19 protein-coding genes are annotated in these 18,512 nt (G+C 33.3%); 2 read left to right on the top strand and 17 right to left on the bottom strand.

Annotated features, from left to right (window positions below):
- Positions 1 to 19 precede the first annotated feature (19 nt).
- The 15 genes from H526_RS0100450 to H526_RS0100380 all read right to left on the bottom strand — a co-directional run bounded on the left by H526_RS0100450 (position 20) and on the right by H526_RS0100380 (position 13,248).
- A complete protein-coding gene (locus H526_RS0100450) occupies positions 20 to 508 on the bottom strand; it encodes a C39 family peptidase (RefSeq protein ID WP_027391156.1) in 489 nt (162 codons plus the stop codon).
- Between the two features lie 161 nt (positions 509 to 669).
- Complete coding sequence (locus tag H526_RS0100445) at positions 670 to 1,494, bottom strand: alpha/beta hydrolase (protein WP_027391155.1); 825 nt, start codon at positions 1,492 to 1,494, stop codon at positions 670 to 672.
- 69 nt (positions 1,495 to 1,563) lie between these two features.
- The gene (locus tag H526_RS0100440) at positions 1,564 to 2,031 is read right to left on the bottom strand and encodes a MaoC family dehydratase (RefSeq protein ID WP_027391154.1); all 468 of its coding nucleotides are present in this window, start codon (positions 2,029 to 2,031) and stop codon (positions 1,564 to 1,566) included.
- A 26-nt stretch (positions 2,032 to 2,057) separates the two neighbouring features.
- The gene (gene fabG, locus H526_RS0100435) at positions 2,058 to 2,795 is read right to left on the bottom strand and encodes a 3-oxoacyl-ACP reductase FabG (protein ID WP_027391153.1); all 738 of its coding nucleotides are present in this window, start codon (positions 2,793 to 2,795) and stop codon (positions 2,058 to 2,060) included.
- Positions 2,796 to 2,820: 25 nt separating this feature from the next.
- Positions 2,821 to 3,798 carry an NADPH:quinone oxidoreductase family protein gene (locus tag H526_RS0100430; protein ID WP_027391152.1) on the bottom strand — a complete coding sequence of 326 codons (978 nt, stop codon included), beginning with the start codon at positions 3,796 to 3,798 and terminating at the stop codon, positions 2,821 to 2,823.
- A 1-nt stretch (position 3,799) separates the two neighbouring features.
- Complete coding sequence (locus tag H526_RS0100425; protein ID WP_027391151.1) at positions 3,800 to 4,804, bottom strand: NADP-dependent oxidoreductase; 1,005 nt, start codon at positions 4,802 to 4,804, stop codon at positions 3,800 to 3,802.
- 27 nt (positions 4,805 to 4,831) lie between these two features.
- A complete protein-coding gene (locus H526_RS0100420) occupies positions 4,832 to 5,596 on the bottom strand; it encodes an enoyl-CoA hydratase/isomerase family protein (protein ID WP_027391150.1) in 765 nt (254 codons plus the stop codon).
- 38 nt (positions 5,597 to 5,634) lie between these two features.
- Positions 5,635 to 6,390: an SDR family NAD(P)-dependent oxidoreductase gene (locus H526_RS0100415; protein WP_027391149.1), complete on the bottom strand. Its 756-nt coding sequence runs from the start codon at positions 6,388 to 6,390 to the stop codon at positions 5,635 to 5,637.
- Positions 6,391 to 6,420: 30 nt separating this feature from the next.
- The gene (locus tag H526_RS0100410; protein ID WP_035084026.1) at positions 6,421 to 6,804 is read right to left on the bottom strand and encodes a DUF1330 domain-containing protein; all 384 of its coding nucleotides are present in this window, start codon (positions 6,802 to 6,804) and stop codon (positions 6,421 to 6,423) included.
- Between the two features lie 11 nt (positions 6,805 to 6,815).
- On the bottom strand, positions 6,816 to 7,451 hold the full coding sequence (locus H526_RS0100405; protein ID WP_027391147.1) for a transglutaminase-like domain-containing protein: 636 nt from the start codon (positions 7,449 to 7,451) through the stop codon (positions 6,816 to 6,818).
- Between the two features lie 11 nt (positions 7,452 to 7,462).
- On the bottom strand, positions 7,463 to 8,515 hold the full coding sequence (locus tag H526_RS0100400) for a phosphotransferase family protein (protein ID WP_027391146.1): 1,053 nt from the start codon (positions 8,513 to 8,515) through the stop codon (positions 7,463 to 7,465).
- A gap of 3 nt (positions 8,516 to 8,518) precedes the next feature.
- On the bottom strand, positions 8,519 to 9,733 hold the full coding sequence (locus H526_RS0100395) for an acyl-CoA dehydrogenase family protein (RefSeq protein WP_027391145.1): 1,215 nt from the start codon (positions 9,731 to 9,733) through the stop codon (positions 8,519 to 8,521).
- A gap of 72 nt (positions 9,734 to 9,805) precedes the next feature.
- Positions 9,806 to 10,582, bottom strand: coding sequence for a glucose 1-dehydrogenase (locus H526_RS0100390; protein WP_027391144.1), 777 nt, complete (start codon positions 10,580 to 10,582; stop codon positions 9,806 to 9,808).
- A 68-nt stretch (positions 10,583 to 10,650) separates the two neighbouring features.
- On the bottom strand, positions 10,651 to 12,465 hold the full coding sequence (locus H526_RS0100385) for an acyl-CoA dehydrogenase family protein (RefSeq protein WP_027391143.1): 1,815 nt from the start codon (positions 12,463 to 12,465) through the stop codon (positions 10,651 to 10,653).
- A gap of 210 nt (positions 12,466 to 12,675) precedes the next feature.
- Positions 12,676 to 13,248, bottom strand: coding sequence for a Crp/Fnr family transcriptional regulator (locus H526_RS0100380; RefSeq protein WP_027391142.1), 573 nt, complete (start codon positions 13,246 to 13,248; stop codon positions 12,676 to 12,678).
- A gap of 719 nt (positions 13,249 to 13,967) precedes the next feature.
- On the opposite strand from H526_RS0100380, the gene H526_RS0100375 reads away from it, so the two are divergent.
- Entirely contained in the window at positions 13,968 to 14,288 is a 321-nt protein-coding gene (locus H526_RS0100375; protein ID WP_027391141.1) for a hypothetical protein, read from the top strand.
- Positions 14,289 to 14,297: 9 nt separating this feature from the next.
- Here the strand turns inward: H526_RS0100375 and H526_RS0100370 are convergent, their stop codons facing one another.
- Positions 14,298 to 15,458, bottom strand: coding sequence for a response regulator (locus H526_RS0100370; RefSeq protein WP_035084022.1), 1,161 nt, complete (start codon positions 15,456 to 15,458; stop codon positions 14,298 to 14,300).
- A gap of 328 nt (positions 15,459 to 15,786) precedes the next feature.
- On the opposite strand from H526_RS0100370, the gene H526_RS0100365 reads away from it, so the two are divergent.
- A complete protein-coding gene (locus tag H526_RS0100365; protein ID WP_027391139.1) occupies positions 15,787 to 17,097 on the top strand; it encodes a DEAD/DEAH box helicase in 1,311 nt (436 codons plus the stop codon).
- A gap of 72 nt (positions 17,098 to 17,169) precedes the next feature.
- Here the strand turns inward: H526_RS0100365 and murA are convergent, their stop codons facing one another.
- Positions 17,170 to 18,483 (bottom strand): UDP-N-acetylglucosamine 1-carboxyvinyltransferase, encoded by a 1,314-nt coding sequence (gene murA, locus H526_RS0100360; protein ID WP_027391138.1) that lies wholly within the window; start codon positions 18,481 to 18,483, stop codon positions 17,170 to 17,172.
- Positions 18,484 to 18,512 lie beyond the last annotated feature (29 nt).

Genomic DNA, 18,512 nt, shown 5'->3' with positions numbered 1-18,512 from the left:
ACTCTATAATTAGATATTTTTATTTATCGAATACAATGGTCTCTACCCAGTAATTCTCTAATTCTTCTAACGTTATTTCTTTTAAAACTCCAACCCAAGGATCAATCACTAAAACCGTATTATCATCTTTATACCCCGTTATCAAAAGTGCGTGCGCCATAAAACCATTATAATTTTGTGTCCCAATTAAAATTGGACGACTGCTATCTATATGCCCTTTTATCTCACTAAAAGTAAGTTTTGAATCATTTCCATAAATTAAACTTCTATATTCTGAATTGATATAGCTAAAGTGAGTTGATATTTGCGGATGTAATGTAAATAAATCTAAACCTTGATTATTTGCTTCAAACATTTGGTCTAGTTCTTTTTCGGACTTAAATGTTCCATAACTTTGTAAAGCCATTGATAAAGCAGCAGCCCAACAGTTATTTGATCCAATTTGTTCTTCTGGAATTATATGTAAAACACTTGTCGATTTCTTTTTAGCACTTGTTAGTTCGCCCATAATACTTTATTGTTTTTTGTGTGTTTTCAGATTTCAAGAGTTGTTTTTAGACAACAAATAAATATTCTAATAAAAATAAGGAAAAACAGCTTCTATAACAACTATAAACAAGTATGAAAAAACTGACGAAAAATACACTTAATAAATTAAAAAACAACACATTAAACCATCTGAACAATCCAATTCGTAATCGTCAAAAGAAACTTTTCTTTTTCTAAATCATTATGCAGTTCGTGGTACCCTCCTTTAAAAGGAATAAATGAAATCAAGTCATTCTTTTCTGCAAACTCTTGACTTGCCCTATAATCAGTAATTTGATCTGCAGTTCCATGAACTATCAAAACTGGTTTTTCAACAAAAGCGGCTTTAGAAATTACCCAAATACCAGCTTCTATAATTGGAAGTGTGAAATTAGTACTTACTCTATCGTGAATTAAAGGATCATTTTCATACTTTTCTACCTCATCCGCTATTCTAGAAATGGCCTTTACATCCAACCCAGAAGGCAATGTTACAGAAGGTGCTATTTTTTGAAACATCTTTCCCATTGTCATTTTCCATTTTGGTGGCTGAAACGCTAAACGTAAGAAAGGACTCGTAATAATTACTCCTGTAACTTCTGGTTTTTTCCGGATTAAATAATTGATAACCAAGTTTCCACCCATACTATGCCCATATAAGAATACAGGAAGGTTATTTACTATTTCTCTTGATTTTTGATAAACAGCGTCTATTGTATCCATAAGAGAATCATAATTAGGGCAATGTCCTCTTTTACCACTGCTCTTACCATGACCAAAATTATCATAAGTAATTACACCTATTTGTTTTGACAACAACTCAGGAATTACATGATCCGAATATCTACCAGAATGCTCACCCATACCATGTACTAGCAAAACCATTGCTTTACAGTTAGTAGGCAACCAATATTGACCGTACAACTGATATTTAAGATAATTGAAATAAAATTCTTGAAATTGCATACTTAGATATACTATTAAAATAGATTCAAAAATGACATCACTTTTCTAAATAAAAGCAAATTACATTTTTTACTCCTCAAACATTAACGAAACAAATTCTGCAACACAGGCAGGCTTTTCTGAACCATCAATTTCCACTGAACAATCCCAAGTTATTTTTAGGCCTTTTTCGGTATAAGCCTCTATATCCTTAATACTACTATGTAATCTTAACCTACTATCTACAATTACAGGATTTGGAAACCTTACTTTATTAAGTCCATAATTAACACCCATTGCTAAACTTTCTATATCAATAAGATCCATCAACATTTTGGATAGTAGCGAAACTGATAAAAAACCGTGAGCAATAGGCTTCTTAAATGGTGATTCCTTTTCAATTCGATCTAAATCAACGTGCACCCATTGGTAATCTTTTGTAGCATCTGCAAAGGCATTAATCATTTCCTGGGTTACAGTGACCCATTCACCCAATGGTAATTGTTTTCCGTTGTAAGCTTTAAACTCATCAAAGTTTTTACAAGTCAACTGATCCATATTTTTACATATTAAGTGTTTCTAAACTATCTTGAGATTCCTCCATCTATAGTCAAACAAATACCTGATACATAAGAAGCTTCATCTGATGCCAAATACAAATACCCGTAAGCAATATCAATAGGTGTAGCGGCTTTCTTTAAAGGAATTTGTGATTTAATTCCTTCTATATGTTCCTTAGGAATCTGATCTGTCATTTCTGTTAGTGTAAATCCCGGAGCTAAAGCATTAGCTGTAATTCCATACTTACCTAGCTCTATTGTCCAAGTTTTAGACATCGCAATAACACCTGCTTTAGTAGCAGCATAATTGGTTTGCCCGAAATTACCTCGTAAACCTACATTAGAAGCCGCAGATACAATTCTTCCATACCTCGATTCTTTCATATATTGAGAAACAACTTGTGTACATAAGAAAACACCTTTTAAATTTACTTCGACTACAGCATCCCATTCATTCTCACTCATTTTATGCAGTGTGCGATCTTTAGTTATTCCTGCATTATTAATCAAAATATCTATTTTTCCATACTTTTTATGAATCCTTTCGGCTTCGGCTTCAATAGCACTTTTATTAGTAACGGAAATACTCGTAAATTCAGCAACTTGACCATTGTCTAATATAGATTTAGCCACTTGTTCACCTTCTGATAATAAATCCCAAATAATTACAGTTGCACCTTCTTTAGCAAATAAAGTAGAAATAGCTTTTCCTATTCCTCTTGCTCCTCCTGTAACAATTGCAATTCTATTTTTTAATCTCATATGTAAGCTTGTTTATTAAATAATATTAAGAACATTGAATCACCACTTTGCCTCTCACCTTTCGATTCATCATTTCTTCTAACGCATTTGGAGTTTCTTCTAACGGATATATTTTATAAATATGCGGTTGTACTCTTCCTTCTTCCATCCATTTCATTAACTGTAATGTATTATCCATATTCCCTTTAGGATTTTTCATTGCAAAATTACCCCAAAACACACCAACAATAGAGCATCCCTTTAGTAATGCTAGGTTCAATGGTACTTTAGGAATCTGACCAGCGGCAAAACCTATTACTAAATACCTACCTTCCCAAGCTGTCCCTCTCAATGCTGGTTCAGAAAAATCTCCTCCTACAGGATCATAAACAACGTCTGCTCCTTTTCCACTTGTTAACTCTTTGATTTTACTTTTTAGATCCTCTTCTGTATAGTTTATAACTTCATCCGCTCCATATTGTTTGCATAATTCCAGTTTTTCTTTAGAAGATGCAGCCGCAATAACCTTAGCTCCCAATAGCTTTCCTAGTTCAATTGCTGCAAGCCCAACTCCTCCTGATGCCCCTAAAACCAGTAAAGTTTCGCCCTGCTTTAATTGAGCACGATCTTTTAATGCATGATAAGATGTGCCATACGCTATCATAAAAGAAGCCGCTACCGAAAAATCCATCTTAGGAGGTTTTTTAAAGCATACATTAGCAGGAACTGCAACTTCTTTTGCATAACCGCCTTGCATTACAAATCCAAAAACCTCATCTCCAATATTAAGATGCTTAACATCAATACCTACTTCTTTAATAACTCCGGCTACATCACTTCCTGGAATAAAAGGAACATCGGGTTTAAACTGGTATAACCCCTGAATTATTAAAGTATCAGGGAAATTTACTCCACAGGTTTTTACTTGAATTAGGACTTCATTTTCCTTTGGTTTTGGAGATACAACATCCTCATATACCAAATTAGAAGGTTGTCCATATTGTTTACAAACTATAGCCTTCATATTAATCCTCTATAACCTTTAATACAAGTTTACCCATTTTATTTCCAGAGAAAAGACGCAAAAATGTTTCATGAAAGTTTTCGATTCCATTATAAATATCTTCTTTACTTTTCAATTTCCCTTGTGCCAACCAACCAGCCATTTCTCTAGCTGCTTTCCCATAATCTTTTGCATAATCCATAACAACCATACCCTGCATTGTTGCCCGATTTACTAATAATGAAAGATAATTTTTAGGCCCTCTCATATCTTCCATATTATTATATTGAGAAATTGCCCCACAAATAACAATTCTTGCCTGCATACGCAATCTAGATAACGCTGCATCTAAAATTTCTCCTCCAACATTATCAAAATATACATCAATACCTTTTGGGCATTCATTTTTGATAGTTTCATATATATCTCCCGATTTATAATCTATAGCCGCATCAAAACCTAAAACATCTTTTATATAATTACATTTTTCTTTTCCTCCTGCTATTCCAACAACACGACACCCCTTTATCTTTGCTATCTGACCTACTACACTACCAACCGCTCCAGCAGCACCAGAAACTAAAACAGTATCTCCTTCTTTTATTTTACCAACTTCTAAAATTCCGAAATATGCTGTCATACCAGGCATCCCTAGAGTTCCAATATACATTGGCAAAGGCGCTAATTTAGGATCTACAGTATACCAATTATCACCATTAGTTACAGTATATTGCTGTACTCCTCCCCAACCGGTTACAAAATCACCTTCATTAAATTTTGTATGATTATTAGATTTAACAACTTCTCCTATAGATCCAGCTCTCATCACATCACCCAATTCTACTGGTTCTATATAGGATTTCCCTTCCCGCATCCAACCTCTCATTGCTGGATCTAGTGATATGTAATGATGTTTAATCAACACTTCTCCTTCTTTAGGTTCTGGAATAGGATTCTCCTGTAACTCCCAAGTATTTTTATCTGGCAATCCTTCTGGACGGTTTTTTAAGATGATTTGCTTATTCATTTTTGAAATATTTTTTTATTGATACATTTATTTTTTCTGTAAACTCTCTACGAAAGCTTTCATTTTTGCTCTTATTTCTGGTTTCCACCAAAGGGAAATTGCTTGTTCTAAATCGACCTTAGGATCTTCTTCCATACTTTCCAACCAATCCCTTCGTAACTTATACTTAGTATTCTTAAAAATTTCTTCATCAGCTTGCAAATATTGCTTCATTTTTACTTCTGCTTTTGACAAAACTTGTTCTAAATCACAAACTTCATTTACTAAGCCAGTATCCAAAGCTTCATCAACACTCAATAACTTTCCTCCAAGAATACATTCATTTGCTTTTCCTTCTCCTAACCAATAGGAATACCCTCTAATAAGGTTATTAGAAATCTGGATATTCACCGCTACTTCGTTTAACCCAATAGTATACTTTTCTCCTGCAGCCATAATACGATGATCAGCAGTAATAGCAATTACACAACCACCAGCTGGAGAATATCCTGTAATAGCACATATAAATGGTTTACTAAACTTGGCTAATTGGATATACATTCCTCCAAAATCATTAAAAAACTCATTCATCTTCGGCTTATCATAACCATACAATTCTATAACGTCAAGACCCGCTGTGAAAAAATGCGGTGTACCAGTTATTATTACACCTTTTACAGAACTATCAGTTTCTAAATCATCAAAAGCTCGTCTTATTTCCTGAACCATTTGATGGTTAATAGCATTTACTTTTCCTCTGTTCAATTGAACAATTGCGTAGTCATCTTTTCTTTCTACTTTAATGGTTTGCATTATAGGCTTTGGCTTTATTTACTAATTGAATAATTGTTTTATAGAGAAGTTCCTCCATCTAATGTAATTGTCTGTCCCGTTATAAACTTCGTGTTTTCTGAAGCTAACCACACCACAGCTTCTGCTATTTCTTCCGCTTGTCCATACCGCTTCATTGGAATTACACTTTTTAGCATATCGTCCATATCAGGTCGTACTGATAACAATTTACTTAAGAGTGCCGATTCTGTATAGCCCGGGCAAACTGCATTGATTCTAATATTCTTAGTTGCATATTCTAATGCTGCTGATTTCGTCATCCCAACGACAGCAAATTTACTAGCACTGTATGAAAGGTTATTTAATGATGCTTTTAATCCTGCTAAGGATGCAATATTTACAATATTACCATAACCTTGTTTCATCATTTGCTGTAAAGCTAATTTCATGCAATAAAAGACTCCTGTTTGATTTACCGAAATAACACTATCCCAATCTTTTAACGTATATTCTGCTGTTTTAGACATATTTCTTGGACCTATCCCTGCATTATTTACCATTACATCTAATTGCCCAAGCTGATCTACCGTTTTAGAAATTAACAACTCTACTTGTGCAAAATCAGCAACATTAGCAGTAATTACTGTCGCTTTTCCTCCTTCTTTATTTATTTCTTCTGCAACCTGATTTGCTTTTTCTTCTTTAATATCAGAAACAACAACGGTTGCTTTATGTTTTGCAAAATGTTTTGCCGTAGCGGCTCCTATTCCCGAACCTGCTCCTGTAACTATAACTACTTTATCTTTTACTTGCATGTAATACTATATAATTTGTTTAATCTAGATTTATTTCCCTAAAGAAAGAATAAGACGTGAATCTAATAAAGCTCTGCTACGCATATCAGCTGGATATTCTTTTTCTGTAATCATTTTTACAAATTCTTCTTTACTCTCGTATTGTACAATGAGTATTTTATCCCATTCGATGGTATTCTCTGGACCTATCAATCCAAACAGAGGTTTACCTTGATATACGATTCTCGCTCTAGTGTTTTCAAAAAAAGGCAGTATCGCATTCAAATATTCTGCATACGCCTCTCTACCTGTCGTCCCAGTTTCTTCTACATAATCCTTAAATTTCAAAAGATTTATCATCTGAAATGATCCATCGATAGGTAATTCTAAAAAATCTTGAAACTGTTTTTGGGTAATTCCAGTGTATGTATTCATAAAAATTGATTTTATAATCTTATTTCGCTAAGCTCTTTATACTTCTCGTATATATCTGTGTAATGTTCTTTAATATTATTCAGCATAAAATCAAAAGGAACATCTTCGAAATGACCGTAATCTTCTAGATACTCCATGAAAATCCCTCCTTTATTATCAAATTCCTGAAACATTGAGTCATTTTCTCCATCAAACTCTAAAGGTGCTACATTACATTTTTCACACAATGCTTTGTTAAATGCTGGTGACGCCTTTACCCACTTTCCATCAAGATAAACATTAACCATTCCGTGAGGTGTTAATTCATTTGTCCCGAACTTCTCTATAAGCCTTTCTACTCCAATGTGATTTTTCACTTTAGCTAGGTGAATTCTGGCAGGAATACCTAACCCTCTTAAACCGGCGATTAATAAAATGGATTTATCTAAACAATGACCACTGTTCTTTGTAGCTACCTTACTTGCTTTATAAGCCTCTTTCTTCAGGTTAATATGATATGGATCATAACGCCAACCATCTCTAACCTTAACATACAAAGCCTTTGCTTTTTCTTTCAATGTTACATTGCTACTTTTAAATTCTTCTATAATCTTCTGGATTTCCTCCGTCTCATAATCATAATAATATGTCGCTGCCAAATAATCCATTATTTCAATATTTAATCAATTTTATTAGTTTGTATTGCCTGCCAAGCAAGATTACAAAGTAGTGCGGATGCCTTATCCAGTTGCGCAAAACGTGGATCTGTTGTTAAACCTTTATCGTATCTATAATAAATTTGTTGAGCAATAACTGCTATCTTAAAAAGTCCAAATGCATAATAAAACACCAAATTTTTTATTTCTTTTTGACTTTTTTGTGCATACAATTCCACTATTTCACTTCTACTAGGATTTCCTTCCATAATTGTTGGAGAAGGAATACCTTTTTGCACAAATTCATGATCACTGCTCATTGTCCAGTATCCTAATGAAGTCCCTAAATCCATTAATGGATCTCCTAATGTTGCCATTTCCCAATCCAATACCGCAATAACATCATTCCAGCTATCATTTTTAAATACAACATTATCATATTTAAAATCATTATGCACTAAACTATATTGGTATTCTCTTGGCTGGTTATCTTCCATCCATTTCATTATCTTTCCAGCAGCAGGAATATTATCTGTCGCCGCTTTAAGGTATTGTTTCCCCCAGTTCAATACTTGACGGCTTACATACCCCTTTGGTTTTCCTAGATCTTCTAAGCCAACCTCTTGGTAATCTATATTATGAAGTTTTACAAAAGTATTTAGCCAGGAATCGGCAATAGTTTTAAAATCACTTGCTGAAATATTTCTTTTTTTGGCTTCACGAGTACTCAAAATAATTCCGCTTACCTTTTCCATAATATAAAAAGAACAACCTAATACACTCTCATCATCTGTAAAAGCATACATTTTAGGAACTTTTGGAAATACCTTATATACAGCAGATTGGACTTTAAATTCTCGCCCCATATCATGTCCTCGCTTAATAGCACCAAATGGTGGACGACGTAATACATATTCTTTATCTTCTATTTTTAACAAATAAGTAAGGTTAGAATACCCGTGAGTGTATTGTTCAACATTCCAATCACTTTGAACATTATTTATCAAACCTTCCTTAAGAAGGAATGATTTTAAAGTTTTCTCATTTAGTTCTTCGCCTTTGCGTACGTTTTGCATATTTTATTCTGAATATTTTTTAATTACGCTTTTTCCTAACTGGTACATATGTACTTCGTCTGGACCGTCTGCCAAACGTAACATTCTAGCCGCTACAAAAAAATGTGCAAGAGGCGTATCAGGCCCCACTCCTTTTCCTCCATGTATTTGCATAGCTCTATCTATTACTCTTAATGCCATATTTGGAGCTACAATTTTTATCATTGCAATTAAGTCTTTCGAAGATTTATTACCGAGTTTATCCATTTTATCAGCTGCAGAAAGCGTTAGTAATCTAGCTTGTTCAATATCACATTGCGATTGCGCAATCTCTTGCCGGATACTACTATAGTCTTTAAATGATTTTCCAAAAGCAATACGCTCTGCTGCTCGTTTGGACATTAGTTCTAAAGAACGTTGTGCCATCCCAATTAAACGCATACAATGATGAATACGTCCTGGGCCTAATCGTCCTTGTGCGATCTCGAATCCTCTTCCTTCGCCTAATATTAGATTCTCTTTTGGTACTCTTACGTTTTCTAAAACGATCTCTGCATGTCCTTCTGGAGAATCATAGAATCCAAACACCGATAATGGTCTAATAATTTTTAATCCAAGTGCATCCATGGGGACTAAAATCATACTCTGTTGCTTATGTCTTGGAGCATTTGGATCTGTTTTCCCCATAACAATGGCGACCTTACAATGGGGATTCATTCCACCAGAAGACCACCATTTTGTTCCATTGATAATATATTCATCACCGTCTCGGATTATTGAAGTTTCTATATTCGTAGCATCCGAAGAGGCTACTTGAGGCTCTGTCATTAAAAAAGCTGATCGGATTTCTCCATTCATTAATGGGGCTAACCACCTTTTTTGTTGATTTTCTGAACCATATTTTGCTAATACCTCCATATTTCCTGTATCTGGAGCACTGCAATTAAATATTTCTGAAGACCACAAAATACGCCCCATAATCTCCGCTAGTGGAGCATATTCTAAATTAGTTAATCCAGGACTTAATGCTCCATAAGTTTTAGGCAAAAACAAATTCCATAACCCTGCAATTTTAGCCTTAGCTTTTAAATCTTCCATTCCTGGCCAAGATTTCCATCGGTTATCTGGATCATAAAGAAAATCATTTACTTCTTTTTCTATCGGTAATATATGCTCTTCAAAAAACGTAATGAGTTTTTTTTGTAATTCTAGTACTTCTTCCGAGTAATCAAAGTTCATCTTATAATCGTCTTATTTTATTTTAGCAATTGAACAACACCAGAGTAATGCTTTAAACAAAAAACATGGATACTAACCAGCAATCATATATCCACCATCTGCATTGTATACGCCACCTGTCATATATGCACCAGCCTCTGAGGCTAATAAACAAACAATACCAGACATTTCATCTGGCATTCCCATACGAGCCGTCGGTAAGGTTTTTTCTATTTTGCTTAATAGTTTTTCATTTTGCCAAAGAGCAGCACTAAACTTCGTTTTAATCAATCCAGGACATACTACATTAGCACGAATTCCGTATTGCCCCCATTCTTTTGCTTGATTTTTAGTAAGCATTAATAAAGCCGCTTTACTCGTACTATACAATCCTAAACCCGCTCCAGGATGTAAAGCTTCTACTGACGCTATATTAATTATACTACCGCCTCCACGTTTTTGCATAGATGACAACGCTAGATTGGATAAAATCCAAGGCGCTTTTACATTGACATCCATTATTTTATCAAAAACATTCTCATCCGCATCTTCAATTGGACCATACACAGGGTTTATTGCTGCATTATTTACTAAAATATCAACTCCTCCATACTGTGCTATAGTTTTTTGTATCAAAGCTTCGCGTTGATCCGATTTACCAACATGACAGGCAATGCCAAAAGCATCCAGTCCATTTTTTTTAAACTCGGTAGCAACTTGATCCACTGCGTCCTGACTTCGACTACTAATAACCACTTTAGCCCCATATTCTGCCAAACCTTGTGCAATTGATCTTCCTATTCCTTTACTAGAACCTGTTACGATCGCTACTTTTCCTTCTAAATTAAATGATTGTTTTATACTGTTCATTATATATTTAATGAATTAATGTTTCGTTATTATTAAAATATTTGAGTGTTTTTTGATATAAAATTCAATCAATTAAAGACTTCTTTTTCTCCCAGAATAGTCAACACTTCTTCATCCATAAGAATTTCTGCTAGACTACTGGTCTTTGGTAATTCATATTTAAAATAAAATTTCATCGCATGGATTTTACTCTCATAAAACTCTTCAGAATATGATTCTTTTCCAGTTATGATTGCATTTTTAGCATGTACTGCCATATCTAACCATATCCATGCGATCGTTATATTGCTAAAGAATTCCATAAAGGGAGTAGCATCAGATAAAAAACGTTGATAATCTCCTTTTTTAGCAAACCCAACCAAGAAACCTATTACTTTTTGAGTTAATAGCAATTTCTCTCCAAGTGAATTCGCATATCTACGAAGATCATCATACTCCGATGCTTGTCGGATAGTATGCATTATTTCATTGTTAAGTGCTTCTAGCGCTTTACCATTTTCCATCAAAAGTTTTCTCCCCAATAAATCCTGAGATTGAATACCTGTAGTACCTTCATAAATAGGGAAAATACGAATATCTCTATGATATTGTTGCAATATAAAATCAGAACAAAATCCATAACCTCCTAGCACTTGTAATCCATTAGAAACTGCATGCGCGCCCATATCTGATGGATATGTTTTAACCATTGGAATAATCAACTCTAATAATAAGCTATATTTCTCTTTTTCGGATTCGTCCTGAGAAGTCTCCTTAAGGTCATAATATTTAGATGCTAATAAAACCAAACTCAGAGATCCTTCTGCTATTACTTTTTGTAACAATAACATTCTGCGGACATCTGGGTGATTAATTATTAATGTCTGTCCTTGTTCAGGATCCTTTTTACCCGTACTTGCTAATTTTCTACCTTGCGGTCGTTCTTTTGCATATTGTAATGAAGCTTGATATGCCGCTGTAGCGATTGCAGCAGCTCCTCTTCCAACAGCAATACGAGCACCATTCATCATTAAAAACATATACTTAAGACCTTGATGTGGTTTTCCAACCAACCACCCTTTACAGTCATCGGCATCCCCAAAACCTAAATGCGTAGCACAATATCCGCGTTGCCCCATTTTCTGAAAATCTGCAACAGTAGTCACATCATTAGGAATTAAACCACCATTCCCATCTGGTCTTTTTTTAGGAACGATAAATAAAGATATTCCCTTAGTACCTGGAGGGGCTCCTTCAATACGGGCCAAAACAAGATGCACAAAATTCTCTGCGTACTGATGGTCACCTCCAGAAATGAATATTTTTTGCCCAAGAATTTTATAAGAACCATCTTCTTGCTCCGTAGCTTTTGTTACCACATCAGACAATGAACTACCTGCTTGGGGTTCGGTTAAACACATAGTTCCTCCCCAATTTCCGGAAAGCATATTAGGGACATAAGTATCATTTAATTCTTTACTAGCAAAATGAATAATCAATTCTGCAGCACCTAATGTTAATCCTACATAACCTGGCAAATGATTATTCGCAGCATCTTGAATAAAAGCAGATGCTGTATACATCATCATAGGTAATTGCAATCCTCCAGCTTCATAATCAAAAGTTCCTGAAATGAGTCCCATCTCACCACCCTTTTTCATCATAACCTCTACTTGCTTATGAACAACTACACTTCCATCCTTATAATATGCTGGATTCTCATCCATTTCTTTAAAGTAGGGAAATAATTCACGATCTGAGAATTCTTTTACAGAATCCAAAAATAAGTTCAGTGATTCTTTATCGTGATCTACAAAACGTTTTTGCTGTAATACTTCTTCTAATTGATGAACATCATATAAGAGGTATTTTAAAGTATCTAGATCTATATATTCTTTAGCCATTGTGTGAAGTTTTAAGAAGTTGATTACTGACAACTCAATAAATTTCGTGAATATTTAGTAGATTCTAATTAAACTGGTTTAATAAATATGAATTTTATGATATCCTTTTGTTTTTAAAACAAAAATTGACCTATAAACTACTTACGGCTTAGAACATTACTATTCTAAATTAATTAAATTATAAACGTTACCGAAAATCTTACTACTAAATCATTGTTGACTTAGCCTCTTTCTTATTTTAGAAAGCCCAACTGGAGTTAACCCTAAATAAGAAGCAATAAGATATTGGGGAACTCTCTGAAAAAGTGAAGGTCGCTTTTCTAATAACTGAAGATAACGTTCCTGATTAGAAAGATTCTTCATTCTATTAATTCTTTGAAAATTATTAATAAAAGCCTTTTGCATAGATAATCTTCCAAAACGTTCTAATGCATGAGAATAATCGAAAACTTTAAGAGCATCAGTTTTAGAAATGGTATAAACGATAGAATCCTCGATTACTTCTAAATATGATTCGGACGGAATTTCTTCAATATATGGATACAAATCTGTAAAAAAAGAACCTTCTGTAAAAAACTCCATTACTCTGGTCACCCCTTCTTCAATGGTATAATAGGTTACACAGCCTTTCTTCATAAAATAGAAATCTTGAATAGATTGTTCTGGCTTAACAAGATATGCACCTTTTTTATAAATTTCTTTTTTGTAGAATTGCAACCCATATTCCATATCAGAATCACTAACGGGTGTAAAAGAGCGTATTTTTTGTTCTAAATCCTTCAATATATCTTACTATAGAAGCGCAAAGAACAAAATATTTGAGTATTGAGCAAGTTCAACTGTGTATATATTCTAGCATCTAGAATACAAAAAAGAGGTTGTCTAATGGAAAACAACCTCTTTGACTATTTATAAACTACACTAAACAATTTATTGTTATTTACGGATTGCATAACTAGATGCACCGGGAAGATCTCTTAAGAAGTCAACAGCACTTTTAAAAATAAGTTCAATAGAAGAATAAAGATGATTCATAACTGTGTGATTTAAGGATTAATTATAGTAAATATAGTAAGTTATTAACATATAATCAACATTTTAAATAAAAAATTGTTAGTAAATATTCATAAAGTATATTTTTATCGACAAAAAAACACTATTTATGATAATATATATCATTTATAGTATTATTTTCCTACTAAAACTGTTAATAAGTATAAAATTAATCATAGAGATCATCACTTATTAACAAAAAACAAGTTAACAATGAACGTTATAAACAAAATTCTGAGAGAAAAAACACTCTTTAAGAAAAGTATAGTGTATCATTAGTGAAAATCAAAATTGAAGCTTTCATCATACAAAACTATATAAGCTTAACATTTAGACATATAAAACAACATTATAGATACTGAAAATTCCCTTAATTATCACAAAAAAATAATTATAAAATATCGTAATTAAATGTAAATTTGAAGTACCACTTAAATAACACACGATCAATGGAGGAACCTAACCTATCTTTTATTAATAAATTATCAAACGGTGATAAAGTTTTTGAAGAAAAAATTTTTACTGTTATAAGAAGAGAATTTCCTGAAGAAAAAGAAAAGTATTTCCTAAGTATTAAATCAAAGAAATACAATAAAGCTGCAGAAGATGTACATAAGCTTAAACATAAGATTAGTATCCTAGGATTGAAAACTAGTTATGATACTGCTGAGAAATATGAGGATAATTTAAAAAATGAATCAGAAATACTCCGAGAAGAATTCGAAAGTATATTAGAAAATATTACTCGGTATTTGGAGAGCACACTATAACTATATTTTTTACGCAGTACTTTTAACTTTAACTCCATAATGATACGCTATGTGTCCAAGTTGTCCCACTATTTTTACAGAATCCTTCATTGACAATTTAGACCCATCCGCATGAATCCATCTTTTTAATGGTTGTTCACAGATATATGAAGCGGCCTTTTTCTTACCATAAAACTTACGCATTCTCATAAATATCTCTACATCAAACAGCCATCTTGTAATAAACTTCTCTTTAAACAACTCATTAAACACTTCCTTATCCATAATTTTAGCACCGCACTGAGTATCATTAAATGACATTCCCAGAATATTTCGAATTATCAGGTTGATTGTTTTGCTTATAATTTTACGAGCAGATTCCTTAGTAATGTCTGCTCCCATTCTACTCATTCTAGAACCACTTACTATTTTAAAATCCGAAGTAGCTATTGTTTGAACAAGATCATCAAAGTCTCTAAAATCCGTTGATAAATCTGCATCCAAATACCCAATATAATCCAACTGTTTATCCTTAGCCAAATGTAAAACTCCTTGTCGCACAGCTTCTCCTTTACCTCCATTCTTTTCGCAATTATAAACACTTATACTATCCTCTCTACCTTTACTCAACTCTAATAATACATTAAGAGTATCATCAGTACTGCCATCATTAACAAAACATAAGTGATACCCTAAATTACTATTTGTAAAATCTATAAACTCTTTACTTAATAATCTTTTTTCTTCATTATAGCAAGGTATAACAACTCCTACACAATTCCTTTGCAACATTTTTCCTTTAGAATCTTCAGAAGGAGACCTATCATGTTTGATTCCAAAAATCCTACCTATCCTTACCGAAACTTCGTTAAGAGATAATGGTTTTTTCATATAATCATCAATACCTAAATCAAAGCCATCAATAATAGTATCTTCATCATTATTCCCAGAAAGCACTAATATTTTTACATCAGATTTCTCTTTCTCTTTTATTGCTTTTATCACTTCTAAACTAGACATTTCATCCATATTGATATCCACAATAACCAAATCAGGCGAAAAGGATTCAAACAATAACAGACCTTCTTTTCCATTATCAGCACATTTTACCTCATAACCAAGATCGGAAAGATGTTTTTCTAAGGATAATAGAATTAATTGTTGATCATCTATTGCTAAAATTCTTTTCATAATTAAACTTTAAATATTATATATTAAATCTCCGTTAAACCCTTTTAAAAAAACACTTGATCCTACTAAATCAATCGGTCAATAAAATGTATTTAAAGTGATGTTGCGTAATTAAATTTAGGGAATTTTCTCTGAAACGATGTAAATACTTACTAAAAAAAATAAAAATAAACCTTCCCTAAACAACCTATAAGATGTATCTGCGTGAAATGTGAAGTATCTAACTCAAGTCAAAATATAAGAAAAATCAAGCAAAGAGTCCTAATTTTATTCTATTCGTTTCTAAATTTTATTGAATTTAAGCGCTAATTAACTGTACCTTTGCACGATGTCAACTATTGTAAAAAACCAACAACTTATATTGCAAAAACTAGGGATTGAAAAGCTTAACCCTATGCAAGAAGAAGCCAAATTAGCAATATCTTCTAGTGACAATATAGTATTACTATCACCTACAGGTACTGGAAAAACATTGGCTTTTCTCCTACCCGTCATCGAAGCACTTGATAAAAATTGTACCGAAATACAAACACTAATTCTTGTACCTTCCAGAGAACTAGCTATTCAGATTGAGCAAGTAGCAAGAGATATGGGTACCGGATATAAAATAAATGCAGTATACGGAGGAAGATCTGGGTCGCAAGATAGATTAGATTTAAAACATCGTCCTGCAATTCTAATCGGGACGCCGGGAAGAGTTGCTGATCGTTTACGAAGGGACAATTTTTCTATCGATTCTATAAAAACAATTGTTCTTGATGAATTCGATAAATCATTGGAAATCGGATTTGAAAAAGAAATGACCGAGATTATAGAAAATTTGCCAAATATTCAAAAGAGAGTTTTAACATCGGCAACTCAAGAAGTAAGTGTTCCAGAATTTGTTGGGCTACATAATCCCGTTCAGATTGACTATCTAGATGAAGGTCATTCGCAATTGCGAATAAAAAGTATCGTTTCTGATACAAAAGACAAATTACCTATATTAGTAAAAGCTCTAAGTCATATCGGAAACCAACCAGGGATTATCTTTTGTAATTACAAAGACTCTATACAACGAGTAAGTGATTATTTAAAAGAACATAAAATCAGTCATGGTTGTTTTTACGGTGGAATGGAGCAGAAAGATAGAGAACGTACATTAATTAAATTTCGTAACGGAACTCACCAAATTATAATTGCTACGGATCTAGCTGCAAGAGGAATTGATATTCCTGAAATAAAATATATAATTCACTATCATTTACCACTAAAAAGTCAGGAATTTACTCATAGAAATGGTAGAACCGCAAGAATGAATGCAGACGGAACCGCTTACATCTTACAATGGAAAAACGAACCACTTCCTGACTTCATCATTGATCCTGAAATCGAGGAATTAGTTGATGCTCCTATTCCTAAACAATCAGACTGGAAAACTTTATTTATTTCTGGAGGAAGAAGAGATAAAATATCCAAAGGTGATATCGCTGGGCTTTTCTTCAAACAAGGAAATTTAAGCAAAGAAGAACTAGGCATTATAGAAATCAAACCAGATTGTGCTTTTGTTGCAGTCAAAGCTTCTAAAGCAAAAAAGGTAATTGAACAAGTTACAAACACAAGACTAAAGAAAAAGAAAGTACGAGTATCCTTTATATAAATAAAAAGAGGAACTTTTTTAAAGTTCCTCTTTTTATTTATATATTTCTTTACTCTCTTATTCTCTAAGAATCTATACGATACGTATAATTTTTGCTCCAATAGCTCTTAAACGATCATCTATATCTTCATACCCGCGATCAATCTGTTCGATATTATGAATAGTTGATGTTCCTTTAGCACTCAAAGCCGCTATTAATAGGGATATTCCAGCTCTTATATCTGGAGACACCATAGTTGTCGCTTTTAAGGTCGATTTAAAATCATGGCCTATAATAGTTGCTCTATGTGGATCACATAAAATGATTTTAGCCCCCATATCTATAAGTTTATCTACAAAGAATAAACGACTTTCGAACATCTTCTGATGTACCATCACTTCTCCTCTTGCTTGCGTAGCCACCACCAAAACAATACTTAACAAATCTGGTGTAAAACCTGGCCAAGGTGCATCTGCAATGGTCATGAATAAACCATCTATATAACTTTCTATTTGATACCCATCAACATGTGCAGGTATATATATATCATCACCTATTCTTTCTAAAGTAATACCAAGTTTTCTGAATGTATTCGGTATTACTCCTAAATTTTCCCAACTTACATTTTTAATAGTTATTTCACTTTTGGTCATTGCAGCCAAACCTATCCAAGAACCAATCTCTATCATATCAGGCAGCACTCTATGTTCACAACCACCTAAAGACTCTACTCCTTCGATAGTCAGTAAGTTAGAACCAACTCCTTTTATCTTGCCTCCCATGGAATTTACCATCTTACATAATTGTTGTAAGTATGGTTCACAAGCTGCATTATAAATTGTAGTTTTCCCTTTTGCCAAAGCAGCAGCCATTACAATATTTGCAGTACCTGTAACAGAAGCTTCATCCAATAACATGTAAGTTCCTGTCAATCCTTCTGGAGCCTCAACTCCATAAAAGCGTTCTTCTTTATTATATCTAAACTCAGCACCAAGATTAATAAATCCTTCAAAGTGTGTATCTAATCTTCTACGTCCTATTTTATCCCCTCCAGGGCGAGGAATATACCCTTTACCAAATCTTCCTAGCAAAGGCCCTACAATCATGATAGAACCTCTTAAACCACTACCTTCTTGTTTAAACTGTTCACTTTCTAGGTATTCTAAATTTAATTCATCACTCTTAAAAGTATATTTACCCTTACCTAGCTTCTGGATTTTAACCCCCAAATTCCTAAGGATTTCTATAAGCTTATTGACATCTCTAATATCTGGAATATTAGAAATAGTCACTTTTTCTGGGGTTAATAATACTGCACAAAGAATTTGTAGGGCCTCATTTTTAGCTCCTTGAGGTGTAATTTCACCTTTGAGCTGATGCCCTCCTTCTATCTGAAAAGTACTCATAAAAGTAAATGGGTTATGTATATTGGTAT

It is taken from the genome of Aquimarina latercula DSM 2041 (assembly GCF_000430645.1).
Classification (GTDB): domain Bacteria; phylum Bacteroidota; class Bacteroidia; order Flavobacteriales; family Flavobacteriaceae; genus Aquimarina; species Aquimarina latercula.
This window is presented reverse-complemented; position numbering and strand designations above follow the sequence as displayed.

What these genes read in the sequence shown, in the direction of transcription:
- H526_RS0100450 (WP_027391156.1), bottom strand. Translation starts at nt 508, where the DNA reads ATGGGCGAACTAACAAGTGCTAAAAAGAAATCGACAAGTGTTTTACAT.
- H526_RS0100445 (WP_027391155.1), bottom strand. Translation starts at nt 1,494, where the DNA reads ATGCAATTTCAAGAATTTTATTTCAATTATCTTAAATATCAGTTGTAC.
- H526_RS0100440 (WP_027391154.1), bottom strand. Translation starts at nt 2,031, where the DNA reads ATGGATCAGTTGACTTGTAAAAACTTTGATGAGTTTAAAGCTTACAAC.
- fabG (WP_027391153.1), bottom strand. Translation starts at nt 2,795, where the DNA reads ATGAGATTAAAAAATAGAATTGCAATTGTTACAGGAGGAGCAAGAGGA.
- H526_RS0100430 (WP_027391152.1), bottom strand. Translation starts at nt 3,798, where the DNA reads ATGAAGGCTATAGTTTGTAAACAATATGGACAACCTTCTAATTTGGTA.
- H526_RS0100425 (WP_027391151.1), bottom strand. Translation starts at nt 4,804, where the DNA reads ATGAATAAGCAAATCATCTTAAAAAACCGTCCAGAAGGATTGCCAGAT.
- H526_RS0100420 (WP_027391150.1), bottom strand. Translation starts at nt 5,596, where the DNA reads ATGCAAACCATTAAAGTAGAAAGAAAAGATGACTACGCAATTGTTCAA.
- H526_RS0100415 (WP_027391149.1), bottom strand. Translation starts at nt 6,390, where the DNA reads ATGCAAGTAAAAGATAAAGTAGTTATAGTTACAGGAGCAGGTTCGGGA.
- H526_RS0100410 (WP_035084026.1), bottom strand. Translation starts at nt 6,804, where the DNA reads ATGAATACATACACTGGAATTACCCAAAAACAGTTTCAAGATTTTTTA.
- H526_RS0100405 (WP_027391147.1), bottom strand. Translation starts at nt 7,451, where the DNA reads ATGGATTATTTGGCAGCGACATATTATTATGATTATGAGACGGAGGAA.
- H526_RS0100400 (WP_027391146.1), bottom strand. Translation starts at nt 8,515, where the DNA reads ATGCAAAACGTACGCAAAGGCGAAGAACTAAATGAGAAAACTTTAAAA.
- H526_RS0100395 (WP_027391145.1), bottom strand. Translation starts at nt 9,733, where the DNA reads ATGAACTTTGATTACTCGGAAGAAGTACTAGAATTACAAAAAAAACTC.
- H526_RS0100390 (WP_027391144.1), bottom strand. Translation starts at nt 10,582, where the DNA reads ATGAACAGTATAAAACAATCATTTAATTTAGAAGGAAAAGTAGCGATC.
- H526_RS0100385 (WP_027391143.1), bottom strand. Translation starts at nt 12,465, where the DNA reads ATGGCTAAAGAATATATAGATCTAGATACTTTAAAATACCTCTTATAT.
- H526_RS0100375 (WP_027391141.1), top strand. Translation starts at nt 13,968, where the DNA reads ATGGAGGAACCTAACCTATCTTTTATTAATAAATTATCAAACGGTGAT.
- H526_RS0100370 (WP_035084022.1), bottom strand. Translation starts at nt 15,458, where the DNA reads ATGAAAAGAATTTTAGCAATAGATGATCAACAATTAATTCTATTATCC.
- H526_RS0100365 (WP_027391139.1), top strand. Translation starts at nt 15,787, where the DNA reads ATGTCAACTATTGTAAAAAACCAACAACTTATATTGCAAAAACTAGGG.
- murA (WP_027391138.1), bottom strand. Translation starts at nt 18,483, where the DNA reads ATGAGTACTTTTCAGATAGAAGGAGGGCATCAGCTCAAAGGTGAAATT.